The sequence below is a fragment of the Paenibacillus sp. EPM92 genome, assembly GCF_016586185.1.
GTDB classification, from domain to species: Bacteria; Bacillota; Bacilli; order Paenibacillales; family NBRC-103111; genus Paenibacillus_G; species Paenibacillus_G validus.
Genome location: NZ_BCPS01000065.1, coordinates 42,973 through 60,118, shown reverse-complemented (window position 1 = coordinate 60,118; position 17,146 = coordinate 42,973). Strand labels below are relative to the sequence as shown.

General features: G+C 54.1%; 16 protein-coding genes. 3 read left to right on the top strand and 13 right to left on the bottom strand.

The features are described 5' to 3' along the window. Positions 1-65 precede the first annotated feature (65 nt). The 12 genes from JMF85_RS13780 to JMF85_RS13725 all read right to left on the bottom strand — a co-directional run bounded on the left by JMF85_RS13780 (position 66) and on the right by JMF85_RS13725 (position 13,040). The gene (locus JMF85_RS13780; RefSeq protein WP_141333762.1) at positions 66-1,109 is read right to left on the bottom strand and encodes a DUF4349 domain-containing protein; all 1,044 of its coding nucleotides are present in this window, start codon (positions 1,107-1,109) and stop codon (positions 66-68) included. Between the two features lie 272 nt (positions 1,110-1,381). Continuing rightward, positions 1,382-2,650, bottom strand: a complete 1,269-nt coding sequence (locus tag JMF85_RS13775) for an adenosylhomocysteinase (RefSeq protein ID WP_127608527.1) — start codon at positions 2,648-2,650, stop codon at positions 1,382-1,384. Positions 2,651-2,685: 35 nt separating this feature from the next. Further along, a complete protein-coding gene (bshC, locus tag JMF85_RS13770) occupies positions 2,686-4,311 on the bottom strand; it encodes a bacillithiol biosynthesis cysteine-adding enzyme BshC (protein WP_236595857.1) in 1,626 nt (541 codons plus the stop codon). Positions 4,312-4,435: 124 nt separating this feature from the next. Further along, complete coding sequence (locus tag JMF85_RS13765; RefSeq protein ID WP_127608525.1) at positions 4,436-5,395, bottom strand: ABC transporter ATP-binding protein; 960 nt, start codon at positions 5,393-5,395, stop codon at positions 4,436-4,438. Beyond that, a complete protein-coding gene (locus tag JMF85_RS13760) occupies positions 5,392-6,417 on the bottom strand; it encodes an ABC transporter ATP-binding protein (RefSeq protein WP_054797365.1) in 1,026 nt (341 codons plus the stop codon). Before JMF85_RS13760 ends, JMF85_RS13765 begins: the two co-directional genes overlap by 4 nt. 28 nt (positions 6,418-6,445) lie before the next feature. Continuing rightward, positions 6,446-7,360: an ABC transporter permease gene (locus JMF85_RS13755; protein WP_127608524.1), complete on the bottom strand. Its 915-nt coding sequence runs from the start codon at positions 7,358-7,360 to the stop codon at positions 6,446-6,448. Further along, on the bottom strand, positions 7,360-8,295 hold the full coding sequence (locus JMF85_RS13750; protein ID WP_141333764.1) for an ABC transporter permease: 936 nt from the start codon (positions 8,293-8,295) through the stop codon (positions 7,360-7,362). Before JMF85_RS13750 ends, JMF85_RS13755 begins: the two co-directional genes overlap by 1 nt. Before the next feature lie 224 nt (positions 8,296-8,519). Beyond that, entirely contained in the window at positions 8,520-10,187 is a 1,668-nt protein-coding gene (locus JMF85_RS13745; RefSeq protein WP_201318390.1) for a peptide ABC transporter substrate-binding protein, read from the bottom strand. A gap of 305 nt (positions 10,188-10,492) precedes the next feature. Next, complete coding sequence (locus JMF85_RS13740) at positions 10,493-10,768, bottom strand: late competence development ComFB family protein (RefSeq protein WP_054797364.1); 276 nt, start codon at positions 10,766-10,768, stop codon at positions 10,493-10,495. Positions 10,769-10,781: 13 nt separating this feature from the next. Next, on the bottom strand, positions 10,782-11,177 hold the full coding sequence (locus JMF85_RS13735; RefSeq protein ID WP_127608521.1) for a DUF3397 domain-containing protein: 396 nt from the start codon (positions 11,175-11,177) through the stop codon (positions 10,782-10,784). Between the two features lie 27 nt (positions 11,178-11,204). Then, positions 11,205-12,206, bottom strand: coding sequence for a ketopantoate reductase family protein (locus tag JMF85_RS13730; protein ID WP_201318389.1), 1,002 nt, complete (start codon positions 12,204-12,206; stop codon positions 11,205-11,207). 189 nt (positions 12,207-12,395) lie between these two features. Further along, complete coding sequence (locus JMF85_RS13725; protein WP_141333767.1) at positions 12,396-13,040, bottom strand: RsfA family transcriptional regulator; 645 nt, start codon at positions 13,038-13,040, stop codon at positions 12,396-12,398. A 301-nt stretch (positions 13,041-13,341) separates the two neighbouring features. Between JMF85_RS13725 and JMF85_RS13720 the strand changes: the two genes are divergently transcribed. After that, positions 13,342-13,572, top strand: a complete 231-nt coding sequence (locus JMF85_RS13720) for a DUF2626 domain-containing protein (protein ID WP_054800017.1) — start codon at positions 13,342-13,344, stop codon at positions 13,570-13,572. A gap of 56 nt (positions 13,573-13,628) precedes the next feature. Here JMF85_RS13720 and JMF85_RS13715 read toward each other — a convergent pair whose 3' ends face one another. Beyond that, complete coding sequence (locus JMF85_RS13715) at positions 13,629-14,744, bottom strand: class I SAM-dependent methyltransferase (RefSeq protein ID WP_201318388.1); 1,116 nt, start codon at positions 14,742-14,744, stop codon at positions 13,629-13,631. A 130-nt stretch (positions 14,745-14,874) separates the two neighbouring features. Here JMF85_RS13715 and JMF85_RS13710 point away from each other — a divergent pair, with 130 nt between their 5' ends. Both JMF85_RS13710 and JMF85_RS13705 read left to right on the top strand, forming a co-directional pair. Continuing rightward, the gene (locus tag JMF85_RS13710; protein ID WP_127608517.1) at positions 14,875-15,810 is read left to right on the top strand and encodes a hypothetical protein; all 936 of its coding nucleotides are present in this window, start codon (positions 14,875-14,877) and stop codon (positions 15,808-15,810) included. 192 nt (positions 15,811-16,002) lie between these two features. After that, positions 16,003-17,127, top strand: coding sequence for a hypothetical protein (locus JMF85_RS13705; RefSeq protein WP_127608516.1), 1,125 nt, complete (start codon positions 16,003-16,005; stop codon positions 17,125-17,127). The last annotated feature ends 19 nt before the right edge of the window (positions 17,128-17,146 follow it).

The window sequence follows — 17,146 nt, the reverse complement described above, 5'->3', positions numbered from 1 at the left end:
TAATGTTTCGCCATATTAACAAAAAATCCTGCTTCATCGTCGCGATGAAACAGGATTTTTTCGATTTATTCGGTTTTGTTTTCTTCCGCCAGCCGCTGTCGCACGCTTGCCAGCTTCGCTTTCCTTCGGCGGCGCACCCACCAGAGCGGAATGGCGACGATGACAAGCAGCACAAGAATCGGAAGCGCGCCGGCCAGTACGACAACGATCCCCTGCAGGACGACGTTCAGCACTGTCAGCGAGCCCTGCAGCGCGGCGGATGCCCGTTTTGCGAGCGGCCCTCGTTCTTGTGCGCCGATCGCCTCCGCCGAACCGATTTTTTGCGCGATGCGCAGATCGATGGTGGAGTACGATACGTTTTGCTCCAGATAACGCATACGCCCTTTAATACGTTCGATTTCTTCCTGCACCTTGCCCAGCTCGCTCGAGAAGGCTACCAGCTCATCCGCTTTCGTCGCCTTCTCCATGAAGGAAATCAACCGGCTTTCCACGAGCTGCTTCGCCTTCAATCGGGACGAGAGGTCCACATATTCCTCCGTCACATCCTGGCCTTCCATCGATTTGCGCATGGACGGATTGATTTTCTCCAGTTCGACGAGCAGCGATTGGAAGCCGTTCGCCGGGACCTTGATGACGAAGGTGCCGGACTTCTCCGATGCCGATGTGCTTTCGTTAAACTGCAGCACATAGCCGCCCGAACGCTTAACCGCCTCCTGCACGCGCGTCTCGGTGTCCGCGTAGTTCTCGACCTGCATCGATAGGTTGGCGCGATAAATGATCTTACGGCTGTATGCATCGTCGCCTTCCGCGGCCGTTTGCCCGGTAAAGCTCCCGCCCTGCGGCGGCGCGTTCTGCGAAGACGCGGCGGCGGCGTTCTGCGCTTCGCCGCCCGCCTGATCGGCAGCGCCCGCACTGACGCTTTCGTGCTGAGCCGAGTTTGCCGTCGGTGCTCCCGATTTGGCGGCCTCGCTCGCGGATTTATCGGAGCTTGCGGAGCTGCAGCCCGCGAGCGCCGACGCGATAAGCGCCGACGCGAGCAGCAGCCTCGCGCCCCGGCGGTTGATCGCGACTCGGAACCCGTTGCCCGACCGACTTCTCTCTTCTTTCATTCGATAATCCCCCTCGCTCTCTGCAATCGATCCATCAGGCCGCCCTCCGTAATCCTAACAGGAAGCGCAGCCTTATCTATCCAGACGATTAGGGAAGAATTGATGTTGCACAGACCGCCAGCCCGAATTAAAAAAACGCCGATTTCGATCCAAAGCGCCCCTTCCCATACGGCCGAAACATACCGGAAACATCCGAGAAGCCAGGAAACCTTGCCCTTATCGTCCAAAAAGCGCCTCGACCGTTTCGTCGAGGCGCTCCTTATACAATCGTATTAATGCTCGGCCCAGCTGTCCAAGTACGACTTCTGCTCGTTCGTCAGCGTGTCGATACCGAAGCCGAGCGCCGCCAGCTTGAAGCGAGCCACCTGTTCGTCCAGCTCGTAAGGCACGTTCACCACTTTGCTGCCGATTTGCTTATAGTTGTCGTTCACATATTTCAGGGACATCGCTTGCAGTGCGAACGTCATATCCATAATTTCCGCAGGATGACCGTCGCCTGCCGCCAGATTGACGAGCCGTCCTTCCGCGAGCAGATAAAACTTGCGGCCGTCCTTCAAGGTATATTCTTCGATATTGCGGCGCACGGTACGCTTCGATACGGACAATGCCTCGAGCTCCGGTTTGTTCACTTCGACGTCGAAGTGGCCGGCGTTGGACAACACCGCACCGTCCTTCATCACTTCGTAATGCTCGCCGCGAATGACGTCGCGGTTGCCTGTGACCGTGACGAAGTAGTCGCCGACTTTCGCCGCTTCCACCATCGGCATAACGGCAAATCCGTCCATGTACGCTTCAACCGCCTTGATCGCATCGATTTCCGTCACGATCACGTTGGCGCCGAGTCCTTTGGCCCGCATCGCCACACCTTTGCCGCACCAGCCATATCCGACAACGACAACTGTTTTCCCGGCGACAACGAGGTTCGTCGTCCGGTTGATACCGTCCCAAACCGACTGGCCCGTACCGTACCGGTTATCGAACAAATATTTGCAGAACGCGTCGTTGACGGCAACCATCGGGAACTGCAGCTGTCCGTCTTTCTCAAGCGACTTCAAGCGCAAAATGCCCGTGGTCGTTTCTTCCGCGCCGCCGCGCACCTTTTTCAGCAAATCCTTGCGCTCGGAATGAAGAATCGTCACCAAGTCCCCGCCATCGTCGATAATCAAGTCCGGCTCGGTCTCAAGCGTCTTGAGCATTAGTTCCTTGTACTCCTGCGGGTCCGGGTTGTACTTGGCGAACACGGTAATCCCGTCTTCGACGAGCGCCGCGCACACGTCGTCCTGCGTGGAGAGCGGGTTACTGCCGCAGATCGCCACCTCCGCGCCGCCGGCTTGAACAACCTTGGCCAAATAGGCCGTTTTTGCTTCAAGATGAAGCGAAATCGCCACTTTAAGCCCTTTGAACGGCTGTTCTTTTTCGAATTGCTCGCGAATTTTATTCAGCACCGGCATGTGGGCATTCACCCAATCGATTTTCAAATGCCCTTCGTGCGCGAGCGAGATGTCGCGGATTATACTGGAATCTACCGTACTTTTAGCCACGTAAACTTCCTCCTCATAATAGATAATGAAATGAATTACATATAACAGATGCGGTGCTTGCCGTCAATTTCATGCGGGGTTTGCACCAATTCGTCCAGCCAGGCGCTGCCGTACTTGTTCAAATACGCGGAGATATTGAATACCCGCTCCTGCAGCTTGCCGGACGGCAGGACGGATTGACCGATCCGCGCGAACTGGCGCAAGCCCGATTCGTTCTGCGAACGGAGGCCGTCTTCCGCCTTTTGCCCGAAGAAGTCGATTTGCTCCAAAATTTTGCCTAAATTCGTTTCACCCAGCTTTTGCAGGCCCGGATTGATCTCGGCGACCGACGACACGATCGGCTCGTACAGCTCCCGGAACTTGTTCTTGACGTCGGCAAAACGATCCTTCAGCTGCCAGCGGTCTTGCGCTTCCAGCCAAGCCTGACGCCGTTCCTCCAGACGGAACCTGACGTCGTCCAAGGTCAGCCCGAGCTTCTGCATATTCTTCTGAGCGGTCCCTTCCACAATCGTGAAGCCAAGACGCGGCCACAAAATCGGCATACGCATGCCAAGCGTATGGAACGCTTGCTGCGTCAACCCCCAGTAGGCGATCTCCGCGGGGCCGAGCACCGTGCCGAGCACCGGCAGCAAGTAATCCTGCATGAGCGGCCTCGTCATCACGTTGTTGCTGAGCCGTTCCGGCGCAGTCTGCGCCCAGTCGAGCAGCTGCTCCTTCGAAAACCGGCGCTCGCCTTTACGATCCGTATAGCACTGACCTGACGCATCTGCAAACAGCAGCGTCCGCTCGCCCCGCTCGTCGAACACGAACAAGTTCAGACTATTCTCGCTCCCGTCCGCCTGAGGCTCGTATCCAAGCTCCTGCAAGCGTGCCCGATTGCGCAGCAGCGCCTCGCCGATCGCAGACGAACGTTCGATCAACGTATGGAACATCGGTCCCTCCAGCCGGCGCAGCGCAGGATCGTCCGAATCCAGCAGCACAAGCCCGTACTTGCCGAACAAGCCTGCCAGCAGCTTCGCGAACCCATCCACCAATGTGTCCGAAGACTCCGCCGCCGAACGGAATTCCGCCAGCACGCCTTCCTTAAACTCGGTAGGCATCAACGATGCATCGAGCTGCGCCAGAGCCGATTCCCATTGTTCGCGGCTAAGTAAGGTTTGGCTGACCGACGTACGCCGATCGTCCGGACGCTCCACCTTCATTTTCTCAACCCGCAAATCGGCCGACAAGAAATAGGTGTGATTCACTTCGTCGAAATCGTGATCTTCCCCGGCAATCCAAAATACCGGCACAACCGGCCGGTTCAACGCTTCAGCCGATTGCCTCGCCGCCTGTATAATGGTGATCGCCTTATAAACGACCATCAGCGGCCCCGTAAACAAACTCGCCTGCTGCCCTCCTACCACGCACAACGTGCGTGCATCGCGCAGCGATTCGATCCCTTGCAACGCCTCGGGAGCGTTGCCGGCCTTGCGATTGAAAGCCCGCAAAGCTTCGGCAAGCCCTTCGCGATCTGCACCGAACGGCCGTTCACGGTCTAACCAGTCCGCGCGCGCGCTCCACGCCCCCTTCGACCAAGGGTCGTAATCGTAAAGTCCGCTTGCCTTCTCGGAGCGATTTATGTAATCGTCGGTCAAAGGCTGGCCGGTTCGCCATTCCACTGTTTCCAAACGCAAAGCTCCCGCCGCCCTTTCCTCTGTATGGAGTCGAACTCGTATTGACAACTCATTCCTACTGATGTTAACAAAAAAAGCCCCCAAAGAGCAAGGGGCTTCTCGTAAGCTGTTAATAAAGATGGCAAGCGGTAAAGTGTCCCGGCTTCACTTCTTTGAATTCCGGCATCACCGCTGCGCATTCCGGCATCGCCATCGGACAGCGGGTCCGGAACGGACAGCCGCTGGGCGGGTTGAGCGGGCTCGGAATCTCACCCTGCAGAATGATGCGCTCGCGCGTACGCTCAACTTCGGGATCCGGAATCGGGATCGCCGACAGCAGCGATTGCGTGTACGGGTGCAGCGGGTTCGCGTACAGCTCCTCCGCCGTCGTCACCTCGACCAGTTTGCCCAAGTACATCACGCCGATGCGATCGGAGATGTGCTTGACCATCGCCAAGTCGTGCGCAATGAACAAGTAGGTCAGACCGCGTTCCTTCTGCAGCTTCTTAAACAGGTTGACGACTTGCGCTTGTACAGACACGTCCAGCGCCGATATCGGCTCGTCCGCAATGATGAACTGCGGCTCGATCGCGAGCGCCCGGGCAATGCCGATCCGCTGGCGCTGACCGCCCGAAAACTCGTGCGGGAACCGGTTTGCGTGTTCTTCGTTCAAGCCGACGGCTTGCAGCAGCTCGGATACGCGAGCCTTGCGCTGCTTGCCCGTGTACAGCCCGTGAATGTCGATTCCCTCAGCGATAATGTTGCCGACGGTCATCCGCGGATTCAACGAAGCGTACGGATCTTGGAACACCATCTGCATGTGACGGCGAAACTCCTGCTGCTTGCGGCCGCGAAGGCCGTGAACGTTCTCTCCGTTAAAGAGCACCTCGCCGCCGGTCGCTTCATAGAGCCGGATGATCGTGCGGCCGGCCGTCGACTTGCCGCAACCGGATTCGCCGACGAGTCCGAACGTCTCGCCGCGCTCGATGGCGAAATTCAAGCCGTCGACGGCTTTCAACGTTTTGCCGCTGCCCAGGTGAAAATGCTTCTTCAAATCGCGAACTTCCAATAAAGGCTGCGGCTTACTCATCGCGAGACACCTCCCGTTTCTAGCGGACGTTCGACCTTCGGCGCGTCCGGATGCAGCAGCCAACAGGCGGCCGCATGCGTTTCGGAGAGCGGGGTCTGCTCCGGATCGTTCTCCAGACATACTTTCATCGCATAAGGGCAGCGCGCTGCGAAAGCACAGCCCTTGGGCGGTGCGAACAGATCCGGCGGCGTGCCCGGAATCGGAATCAGATCGCTATCCTTGTCCTGATCCAGGCGCGGTACCGAACGGAGCAGCCCCCATGTGTATGGATGTCTCGATTGATAGAAAATTTCATCGACGGTACCTTGCTCCACCACTTTGCCCGCATACATGACGACGACGCGCTGCGCCATCTCCGCGACGACGCCAAGGTCGTGCGTAATGACGATGATGGACGCTTCCGTTTGCTCCGACAGCTTCTTCATCAAGTCGATGATCTGCGCCTGAATCGTCACGTCAAGCGCCGTCGTCGGTTCATCCGCGATCAGCAGCTTCGGATTGCACGCCAGCGCGATCGCAATCATCACGCGCTGCCGCATGCCGCCGGAGAGTTCGTGCGGATATTGGTGAATCCGGCCTTCCGGATTGGAAATGCCGACCAGCTTCAGGATTTCAACCGCTCGCGCGTTAGCGGCGTCACGGCTCAAGCCTTGATGCTTGATCAGGCCTTCTGTTATTTGCTTGCCGATTGTCATCGTCGGATTCAGCGACGTCATCGGATCCTGGAAAATCATCCCCATCTCCGAACCGCGGATGCTCTCCATCTGCGAATTTGAACAGCTGGTAATTTCCGTCTTGCCGTCAAACAAGATCGAACCGCCTTTAATCCAGCTCGGCGGCGAAGGAATCAGCCGCATGATCGTTTGTGCCGTCACGGATTTCCCGCACCCGGATTCGCCTACGATCGCCAATACTTCGCCTTTATCTAAATGAAAGGATACGCCCCGCACAGCTTGTACTTCGCCGGCGTAGGTGCGGAACGAAACCCGCAAATCCTTAACTTCCAATATCGGTTTACTCATGAATTGTCACCTCCGAATAACTGACTGCTTATTTGCGCATCTTCGGATCAAGGGCATCCCGCAGGCCATCGCCGAGCAGGTTGAAGCTCATCAGGATCAAACTGAACAGCAGCGTCGGGAAAATAACCCGATGCGGATACAAGCGAATCGAATTCGCGCCGTCGGACAACAGCGAACCTAACGATGCCAACGGAACCCGGATGCCAAGTCCGATAAAACTGAGGAACGCTTCAACGAAAATCGCCGAAGGGACGATGAACGTAATTTGTACAATAATCAAACCGAGCGCGTTCGGCACCAAATGCTTCATAATAATGCGCGCGCCCCCGGCGCCGAGGGTACGAGCCGCAAGCACGTATTCCTGTTCCTTCAATTGTAAAACTTGACCGCGCACAAGCCTCGCCATAGGCACCCAGCCGGTGATGGCATAGGCAATGATAATCGTCTTGAAGCCCGGTCCGATCACGATAATCAACAAAATGGAAATCAACAGAAATGGGATCGAATAAATAATTTCGATGAACCGCTGCATAATATCATCGACGCGGCCCCCGTAGTAAGCGGAGATTCCGCCGTAAATGACCCCGAACACGAGGTCGAGCAGCGCGGCCGTAATTCCGATCGCAAGCGAGATCCTCGTACCCCACCATACCCGAACCCACAAATCCCGTCCGAAGTCGTCCGTGCCGAACCAGTGGACGGCCGAAGGCCCCATGTTTTTAATATCATAGTTTTGCGTCGCATAGTCGAATTTGGACAAAATCGGACCGAAGATCGACAGAAGCGTCAGAAGGATGAGCGTGATCAAGCCGAACATGGCGAGCTTGTTTTTTTTCAACCGCCGCCAAGCGTCCTGCCAATTCGTCATCGACGGACGAACGATCGTTTCCCGGTTCACTTCTTCCTTGCCGACCGGCTGGAACAGATCTTTGGATATTTCCATCATTTGCTTCCTCCCTTCGCCAAGCGTATCCGCGGATCGACAAGCCCATAGAGCACATCGGTAATAAACAGCACCACGACGAGAATAAACGCATAGAAAATCGTCAAACCCGTAATCATCGTGTAGTCATTGGAATAAATCGACTGGACGAAATGCTTGCCGAGACCCGGCACTACAAAAATTTGCTCCACGACCAGCGTACCTGTAATCAGGTTAACGAATACGGGACCGAGCACCGTAATGACCGGCAAAATCGCATTCCGGACCGTATGCTTCACCACAATCGAAGGCGAGGATAATCCTTTGGCCCGCGCCGTCTTAATGTAGTCTTGATTCAGCACGTCGAGCATCGACGTTCGCATAAGCCGCGCCAGGATGGCAATGGTACCGAACGATAACGCGATGGCGGGCAGTACCCTGGACGAAGGCCCTGTCCACATGCCCGGCGGCAGCCAGCCGAGCTTCACGCCAACGAAATAGGAGAGCAGAGGTCCGAGCACGAAGGAAGGAATCGAAATCCCGACGATAGCCGTAAACATCGCCGCCACGTCCAGCCCCTTGTTATGATTTAACGATGCAACAATACCGAGAATAAGACCGACGACAATAGCGATCAGCAGCGCCCACAATCCAAGCTCGAGCGAGGCCGGGAATGCTTGTTGAATAATATCCGTCACTTTACGCGTAGGAAACTGGAACGAAACACCTAGATCGCCGTGAATGACGTTGTTCATATATTTGAGGTACTGATTCCAGATCGGCTGGTCGAGACCGTATTGGGCATACAGGATCTGACGCTGCTCAACGGTCATTTTCTGCGAGTCTTCGCCAAACGGGTCCCCCGGCAAATTTTTCATCAACACGAATGTGAATGTCACAATGAGCCATAAGGTTACCACCATATACACCAGACGTCGTAGCAAGTAACGAAGCATGGCACACCTCCTAAACTAGTAAAAAAACAATTGCGCACAGCGCGGCCGAATCAGCCGAACTGCTTCGCAAGCATAGTAGACAACACCAGGGACTATGTTTGCGAAGCAGTTCCGCGCAACCGCCGTCCTTACCTGTCGCCAGCGGTCCAAAAGAAAAATCGAGGCCGTTCTTCATAAGCAGAACGGCCCCCTCTTGCATCGAATCAGCCTCGATTAATATAAAATTACTTGATAGAAACCCATTTTAATTCCCACTCTTTGGACATCGCCGGCAGAATCAAACCGTCGACATTCACTTTCTTCGCGTACGGACGCGTACGGAAGTAGAGCGGGGCGACCGGTGCGTCGTTCATCAACATTTTCTCGGCGTCAACGAGCATTTGGGAACGTTTCGCCAAGTCAACCTCTTTGTCGGCCGCTTTGACCAGATCATCGTAAGCTTTGCTGTTGTACTGCACGTAGTTAAAAGACTTGTTATCGGACATCCACATGTTAAGGAACGTCATCGGGTCGTTATAGTCCGCGCCCCACAAAGCGATCAACGCGTCAAAGTTGTTCTCCTGCATATTTTTCACGCGAAGTGCGAATGGCAGCGGTTCGCCGTCCACTTCGACTCCCAGATTTTGTTTCCATTGCGCTTGAACAAACTCGATCGTTTTCTTAGCCGTTTCCGTATCGTCGGAAGTCAGCTTGAACTTCGGCAATGACGTCATGTTCAGTTCCTGCAAACCTTCGGCAAGCAGCGCCTTCGCAGCTGCCACGTCGTACGCAAACTGCGTATCGCCCGCTACTTTACGGAACTCCTGCTTGTTGCCGTCCATCACTGTTCCCGGCACCAAACCGGTGGAAGGGATCGAGGCGCCGCCAAGCACAACTTCATTCAACGCTTTGCGGTCTACGGCCATGCCGAGCGCTTTACGTATTTTTGCGTTAGCAAACGCCGGCACTTTGTTGTTATGGAACATGATATAGCTGGTAACAAATTCCTTTTTCAGCGTCAATTCCGGCTTGCCCTGATACATTTGGAATTGATCGCCTTTAAGTTCCGTCAGGTCAACTTGATCCGTCTCAAACATATTCAGAGCCGTATTCGGGTCTTTGACGACGTTAACGGTAACTTTGGTCAACCTCACGTTAGCGGCGTCCCAATAATTTTCGTTTTTGACCATGACGAGCTGCTGCTCATGATCCCACTTTTCCAGCTTGAACGGACCTGCGCCGATCACCTTGTCCGCATCCGCGCCGTATTTGTCGCCTTGCGTTTTCACGAAGTCCGCTTTCTGCGGGAAGAAGATCGGCATGGACAATTGATCGGTGAAGAACGCGACCGGACGCTCCAAGGTGATTTCAAGCGTTCTATCGTCCTTCGCCTTCACGCCGAGCTCCGCTTTCCTGGCTTCGACTTCTTCCGGATTCGCTGTATTCAAAGCTGTTCCGCCTTTAATCCAGGCAAGCATCGATGCGTATTTCGCTTTCGTGGCCGGATCCAGGGTGCGTTGGTAGGCCCACACGAAGTCATTTGCGGTCAGCGGCGAGCCGTCTGCCCATTTCAAACCGTCACGCAGCGTGATCGTGTACACCAGACCGTCCGGAGAAATGCTCGGCAGCTCTTTAGCTAGCGCCGGCTCCGGCTTGCCTTCCCCGTTAAGACGATACAAACCTTCATTGATCGCATTGATGATCGTGAAGGTCGGGTTTGTCGTAGCAATCGAGCTATCTAAAGCTGGCGGTTCGGCCGATAAATTGATTCGAATTTCTTGCACCGACGCTTTTCCGGGTTCTGTTGCAGCACCCCCCGCTTGGTCATTGTTGGCATTGCCTGAACAACCCGCAACCGTAGCGCCAAGCACGGCCGTTACAGTCGCCAAGACTAGAAGTTTATTCAACTTCATAGACATCCTCCTCCTCAAATATGTAATTATATGTTAATTCTGAACTAGTACAGAATTCCCACCAAAGTAATATTATCCTGTATTTATTCATTGAATTTATTATCTTTCCAATTGTAAATAGCTGTAACCGTTGCCAGATAGAAATTATACATCCATTGGTCAATAAATTCTAGTACTATTATTTAACATTGGTCAATTATTAGATGATGTAGCCGCACAAAAAAACGCGGCAGCTTCCCTGTTTCCTGAAAAAAAAGAGCCTATGTCATAGGCTCTCAAATCAGGTACTATTTTATTCGCAACATTTAAGATAAATCCAACTTGCGCACCGAGTTCAACACCTTATCGATCGCATAGGACAATTCGCGGTAAACGTCGGTTTCGGCCTGCATCCCCATCTGGGCCTTGGCAATCACTTCGCCCCTAGCGGTTGAGACGTACTTCGCGGGCAGCCGATTCAGCGCGATTGCCATAATGTCGCTCTGGGACTTCTCGTCCAAAGCGGACAATTGCTCTTGGTGCAGCATTAAATCTTTTAGACACGCTTTCACAACATCCTCCATCAAATTATGTACGTTCAAACGTCTTCTCCTCCTAAGGCTCAAACATATACTTTCCTATTCCCACTACAAGCAGCAATACGTAACAAGCCGTTAGCACAAGGAACCCGAATCTTCCCAGCGTACGGGCGATCTTCATCATATCGATCCGGCCCTTGAGGCGGTTTTGTAAATTTCCGAGCAAACCCGCGGCAACCAGAAACAGAAGCACGATCGTCCACGACAGCATCCCGGAACCGAACAAATTGCGGCTCATGAAGGCGACGGATCCGATAAGAAACAGCGTTGTGATGTCCATACTAAGGTGCGTGGCCTTCCGCTTATCCCGGCTGACCCAATAGGCAATCGTCCAGACGATGAAAAAAGCTACGAAAGGAACAAGAGCAAGCAGCATATAGAGCTGATGAAGCCAACCGATCAGTACATTCATGACATCACCCGATTCGAACGAAATGGTTCAGCCGTTTGCCGAATTCCGCTCCTCCAACGCCTTCACAAGTCGATAGACGCTCTTGTGAACCGTCATGTCAAGCCCGAGGTCCTCACCCTTCCGGATCAGGCTTCCGTTAATGGCTTCGATCTCCGTCCGCCTTCCGGCCAGTATGTCCTGCAGCATAGATGAACGGTTAGTCGCCGTTAGCCTGCAAACTTGAAGCAGACGCTCCCAGAGTCCTGATTCCAACTGAATTCCCAGCGCGGCGGCAACCTTCTCGCCTTCCGCCAGCAAATCGCGCATGTAATCCTGCAGCCCGGAAGTTTGCAAAAGTTCGCCGTTGCGCACGTGCAGAATAGCAGTCAACGGATTAACGACGGCATTGATCAGCAGTTTTTGCCAAATGCGGCTAGTGATGTCATTCGACAGAAAGGTACGAAATCCTGCCGATTCGAGCTCTTTTGCCAGATTTTTTTGTGTTATTTCCATTAATGAACGCTCCGTCCCCGACACATCCTGAAATCGGGATGAATCCGGCGTCCAAGGCCCTGCCCAGGTTTCGCCTTGACCGGTATGGTCTGCCGCGGTATCCGACCGCTTCAGCGCGGCTTCGGTCGTAACGGCTAGAAGCAGCCGGCCGGCCGGGATATGCGTCGCCAGCGTCTCGGCGTGGCCGATTCCGTTCTGCAAGCAAACGACCCACGACATCGGCCCCATACGGCTTCTCAGGTTCTCGGCCAGCTGAACGGTGATGTCCGTCTGTTTAACGGTCAGGACGATATAATGCAGCTCAGGCGCTTCTGCGACGCCGCGGCTGCCTGCATCCGGCTCATCGATCCGGGTCACGTCCAGGAAGACGCGAAGCGGCGCTTCACCTTCGCGGCCCAGCGTGATCCCCTCTTGCGCCAGCCGCTGTCGTTGTTCCTCCCGCCGCACGACCAGCTCGGTCCTGTAACCCCCGGCCGTCAATTTAGCGGCAAACAATATCCCGAGCGCTCCTGCGCCAACAATGGTGTATCGACCCAAACGAACGTCACTTCCTTATCGGGTTTCTCGAACTTCTTCTCCCAACTCTACCATAAAAGCCAGGTCCGGTCGAAGGTTCTCGCCCCGCATCAGGTCCGCTCTGCCGAAAGCACAAAAACCTCCGTTCGGTTCCGGCACCATGATCCGGCATACCAAGAGGAGGCTTCGTTTTCTCGCAGTCAGACATTATCATTCAATACGTTCCAGGTTTCCATTCTCATCCATCTTAAAGCGCGCCTTCGTCTCCTCGTCTTCTTCCACGAGAAAGGCCAGCTTCCGCGCCCGATCCATGATTTGTATAAGCGCTTTATAATCGTCGTTCACGACCCGGTAATCGGTAGAAACATCGCTAACTTGCTTGTTCAGTTCCTCATTCTCGCTCCGCAAACGCTCCAATTCATCCTGCTTGTCGTTCAATTCCTTCTCCAGCTGACGCAAATGGCGCACCATCTCTTGATAGCTGCCCTTCCACTGCCGTAAAAAGCGGATCACTGCGTCGATCGAAAGCTCTTCGACGATTCCGTCCGTCCGTACGCTTGACGAATCGGTTATGACCCCAACGCCGCCGGATACGGTTGCGAACGCATTCGCGTGCTTGCGCTGCTGGTTGCGCTTCTGACGCTGCGCTTTCGCTATTTGTATCGCCGCTTCATACTTTTTACGAACGAAACTATTCCAGCGAAAGCCGCAAGCCGCTGCGGTTCTACCTATTTTTTCCCCTACTTCTTCAAACGCGGAAAGCTGCGTACTTCCTTCACGAATATGACGCAATGTCACCTCCGCTAAAATTAAGTCGTCTTCATCGCTCCATGCATCTTGTCGAATTGCGGTCATTGAAGCAGTCCTCCTAACCCCTGGGGTTTCATCCATCTATGATGGTCGTGCTGAACATGTTGCATTACCTAATCTCTATGCCCATGGTAGAGTTCATAGAATACTTTTCTAGTATTTTGTATTGCCATTTTTACAAGCAGTCATACATGTTTCCTTGCAAAAGGGTTAACATATATATACCGATCGTAAAATTGACTTAAATTCGTCACCGATTGGGCGTTTACACGTTAGACAGCTTTCGCTATAATGTTGGATAGTAATGTTAGTTTTTGAATTGTGAGCTTAGAGAGGGGGATGCACAATGGATCGCATGTTTCGCGTACTCGGTTTCTGGACACTGGCGATCGGGCTTATGGCTCTAGCCGGCGACTTTATTCCGATGGCGCTTCTCTTTTTCGCCCAAACGGCCATTTTCGTACTGCTCGGTTACTTGAAGCTGTCCGAACGCACCTACATATTGCTTTTCTGGGGCTACATGATTCTCTCGTTCTCAGGGGTTACGTATTGGTCATTCTTCAAAATGTCCATTTAATCTCTCCCAGACTCGGCAATGAATTTGAAAAAGGTGAACCGCATCTAAGCTGCGGCTCACCTTTTTTGTTGAATCAATACTTTAAACAGCTCGCTCATCCGGTCCGACAGCAGCAGTTGACGGATCGCCCGATTGCGCCGCGCCGCCGGGGAGAACGGATCACGGGCGTCATGATCCTGCAGCCCGTTAAGGATACCGTGCTCGACCAAAAATTGCTTTTGTGTGAAGTACGCGACCGTTTCCAGCCCTGCTTCCTCGCCCGCCTCCATCAAAGCGCTGAAATTGACATGTGCCGTAATATCCTGCTCGCCGACATGCTCAAGCGGGGTATCGCTCGCCTGATGTCCGCGGTAACAAAGCAGCGTCCCGTTCATCCGATGCGCCGCATGCAGCTCTTCCCGCGTATGACCGTAGTCGATCGTCAACACGCGGCATCCCGGGGCAAGCCGCCGGGCCGCCTGTCCATACCAGCGAAGCGAGTCCAAACTCGCTTCGAACCGCTGACCTTCCCGCTCCGGCAGATTTTCCGCCTCGATATAACGCAACAGTTCTTCGTTCCTTACCGGCTGCTCCGTTTCCTTGAACGAGCACGTATCACCGTCGTAACGGACGCCAAGCTCCATCCAGCCCTTCGCCCGCCGGACAAGCCGATGAACCGGAAAAGCGTCCGGCAGCTCGTTCGAGAACAGGATCGCCTGCGTCCAAGTCCCTCCAGCCATCCAGCTTTCCGGCGTTATGAATTGCACGCGACCGGCATGAGAGGCCAGCGCCTCCGTTTGAAGCCGCCGGTGGTACGGACTCGCCTCGACGCTTGTATACATCACCTGTCTGTACACCGAGGCATCCGCTTCCTTCAATGCGTCGAGAAACTGCCGCGCAAACCGGCCGTCCCCCCCGCCCCACTCAACAAATTGCAGCGCCGCTCCTCGATCCATTGACTTCGCCGCGCCTATCGTATAGTGCGCGACGCATTCCCCTAGCAAAGCGCCGACCGAGGAGGCTGTGTAAAAATCGCCGGATCGACCGATTTTTTCTTGTTCCTTCATATAATATCCATACTTCGGATCGTATAAGGCCATCTCCATAAAATCCCTGAACGGGATCCAGCCGCCTTCGCTGTCCGCAATCTTATTGCGAATGATCCCCGCAAGTCCGGTCTCAACCTGATGCATGATCCCACCGCCTCAAACCATTTTACTACAGACAAAGCGCACCCGAATCGTTATAATTATACGGGTACCTCATTTCCATATTCATCGAGATTACTACATGATCCTATCCAATTCTAGGGGGCAGAATGAGATGTCCATCTCTCGCTTCACGCGATACGCCGCGTTGTTTGGCCTTACCGTTCTGCTTGTATCGGGCTGTACCGACCGCCAGCAGTTGAAAGAAGAGTGGCAGCAAGCCGCCGCCAAGCAAGAGCAAGCGTTAAGCTATCAATTCTCCGGCGAGCTTGACCTGCAGCTCGACGCCTCCCTGTTCGAGGGCGCTCCACCGTTAACCGCAGGCCTGTTGTCCGTCTTTAAAGAAAGCCGGATCGCCTATAGCGGCATAGCTTCGCTTAACGAACCCGTTCAACTCGAAGCCGACGTCAAGTTGACGCCCAAGGGCGCAGACAGCGGGCTGGAGCTTCCAATCTTACTTAAAGATAACAAATTGTACTTGCATATGCCAGCCGTCAACAAAACGGACGAATTTTTCATGCTGCCCCTTGGATCCAATGCCGATCGACTGAAGAACACCGGCCGAATGTCGGCCTCTGTCAGCGGCAAGCTGCTGCAAGCCGCGAACCCAGACTGGCTTGAATCCAGCGGAAACGATGAGCCGCTCGCGGGCGGAGAAACGGCCAAACACATCTCCATGCTGGTGACGGATAAAAATAAGCAGCAAGCCGCTTCTTATTTGGCCGCCGTTCTGCCCGCTATAGCCGACGAATGGCTGAGCAGCGGCTTGATCGGCGAAGCGCAAGCGAAAGCATGGAAGGAAGCGAGCCGTTCGCTGCAAGTGACAGCCCCTTCTTCGCTGGAGACCTGGATCGATAGCCAAGGGTTTATTCGCCAGCAGAAAGCACAGCTTCGTTTCACCTTGAAAGAGGGCGGCGCAGTCCACGCCATCCAGTGGACGCATCGAATAGATGCCGTCAATCAACCGCAGACGTTCGAGAAAGAAACGCCGAAGCTATTGAAGAATACGGATGAGATTTTGCGCCTGCTGCCCAAAGCCTCTCCGAACTAAAAGAACGTGCCGCACCGCCGGCTTATGAACGGGTACCTTCTATGCAGACACGGCAAATAAATGCCGAAAAGTCTACATGGAAGGTATTTTTATTAGCGCAGCTATCGGCCGCCGAACCGGCTGCTCCAAAATTTTGTTGTCATCTTTTTCCCCTTCCTATGATAATCTGTAGTTAAGAGGGACTGGAGGGACATGCGGGTGAAGATGCGAAAATGGGCGTTCCTGGGGCTGCTCTTGGCCGTTGTATACATACCGGTTCTATATCCTGCTTACAGTGCGGAAACCGGACAACCGTCGAATAAGGAACTGCTGCAAAAAGGATTGACGATCTTCGAAATCGACCAAGAGCTCCAACGAATCGAAGCGCAGGAAACGGAACTGCAGAGTCAAATCGCGTCCGCGGAGAACAATCTGGCGTCCGCGGAAGCGGCTTCCCGTGAGGCCCGCGTGCATGCGGCCAAAGTGATCCGCGCTTATTATATGGGAGACCGGGATTCGCTGTGGACGCTGCTGTTCGCCGCACGTTCGTTCTCCGACGGCTTGGCGACGCTTGAATATTTGCAAATGATAATCCGCAACGATAAACTGGCCTTAGGCCGGCATCAGGAAGCCTGGAAGCAGCAGTCGCAGATCAAGCAGTCGCTGGACGCGGCAAGCGCATCGCTGCAGCAGGCGAAGCAGCGTTATATCGAACAACGCGCGAAGCTCGTGGCGCTGCAGGATGAAGTGGACCGGCAGCTTGCTTCGCAAGAAGTGCAGGCCGTTAGCCTGCAGCAGCAGATGCTCGATCTCAACCGGTTGTGGTATGAGCAAGGCCTCCCCCAATTCAAGACGTACTTTAGGGAGCTGGCCCGAGCGATGCAGGATTTGCCCGAAATCATGTCGGGCAAAAACGGTGCCATACAAAGCAACAAAATCAGCCTGTTCGATAACGGCCTTCATTCCACGTTTCAGCTGACGGACGCCGAGCTCAACGATTATTTGCGTTCGAAGAACACGATGTTTCAAAATTTAACGTTTCATTTTTTACAGGATCAAGTGATCGCTTCCGGCTCACACGAAGGCATCGAGCTTTCGGTGAAGGGCACCTACATGCTGGCGACGAAAGAAACCGGGGGTTCAAAAAAGCCTTATATTCGCTTCCGTATCGATGAGCTGCAGTTTAACGGCTTTCTGCTGCCGGACACCACGGTGGAATCGCTGGAGAAGGAAATCGGTCTGAGCATTTATCCGGAGAAACTGGCGCCGTACTTGCAGGTAACCGAAGTGAAGCTGGAGGAAGGCAAGTTGAAGATTATTTTTAAACTGTTGTTTTAATCTGTCCGAGAGGTGACCG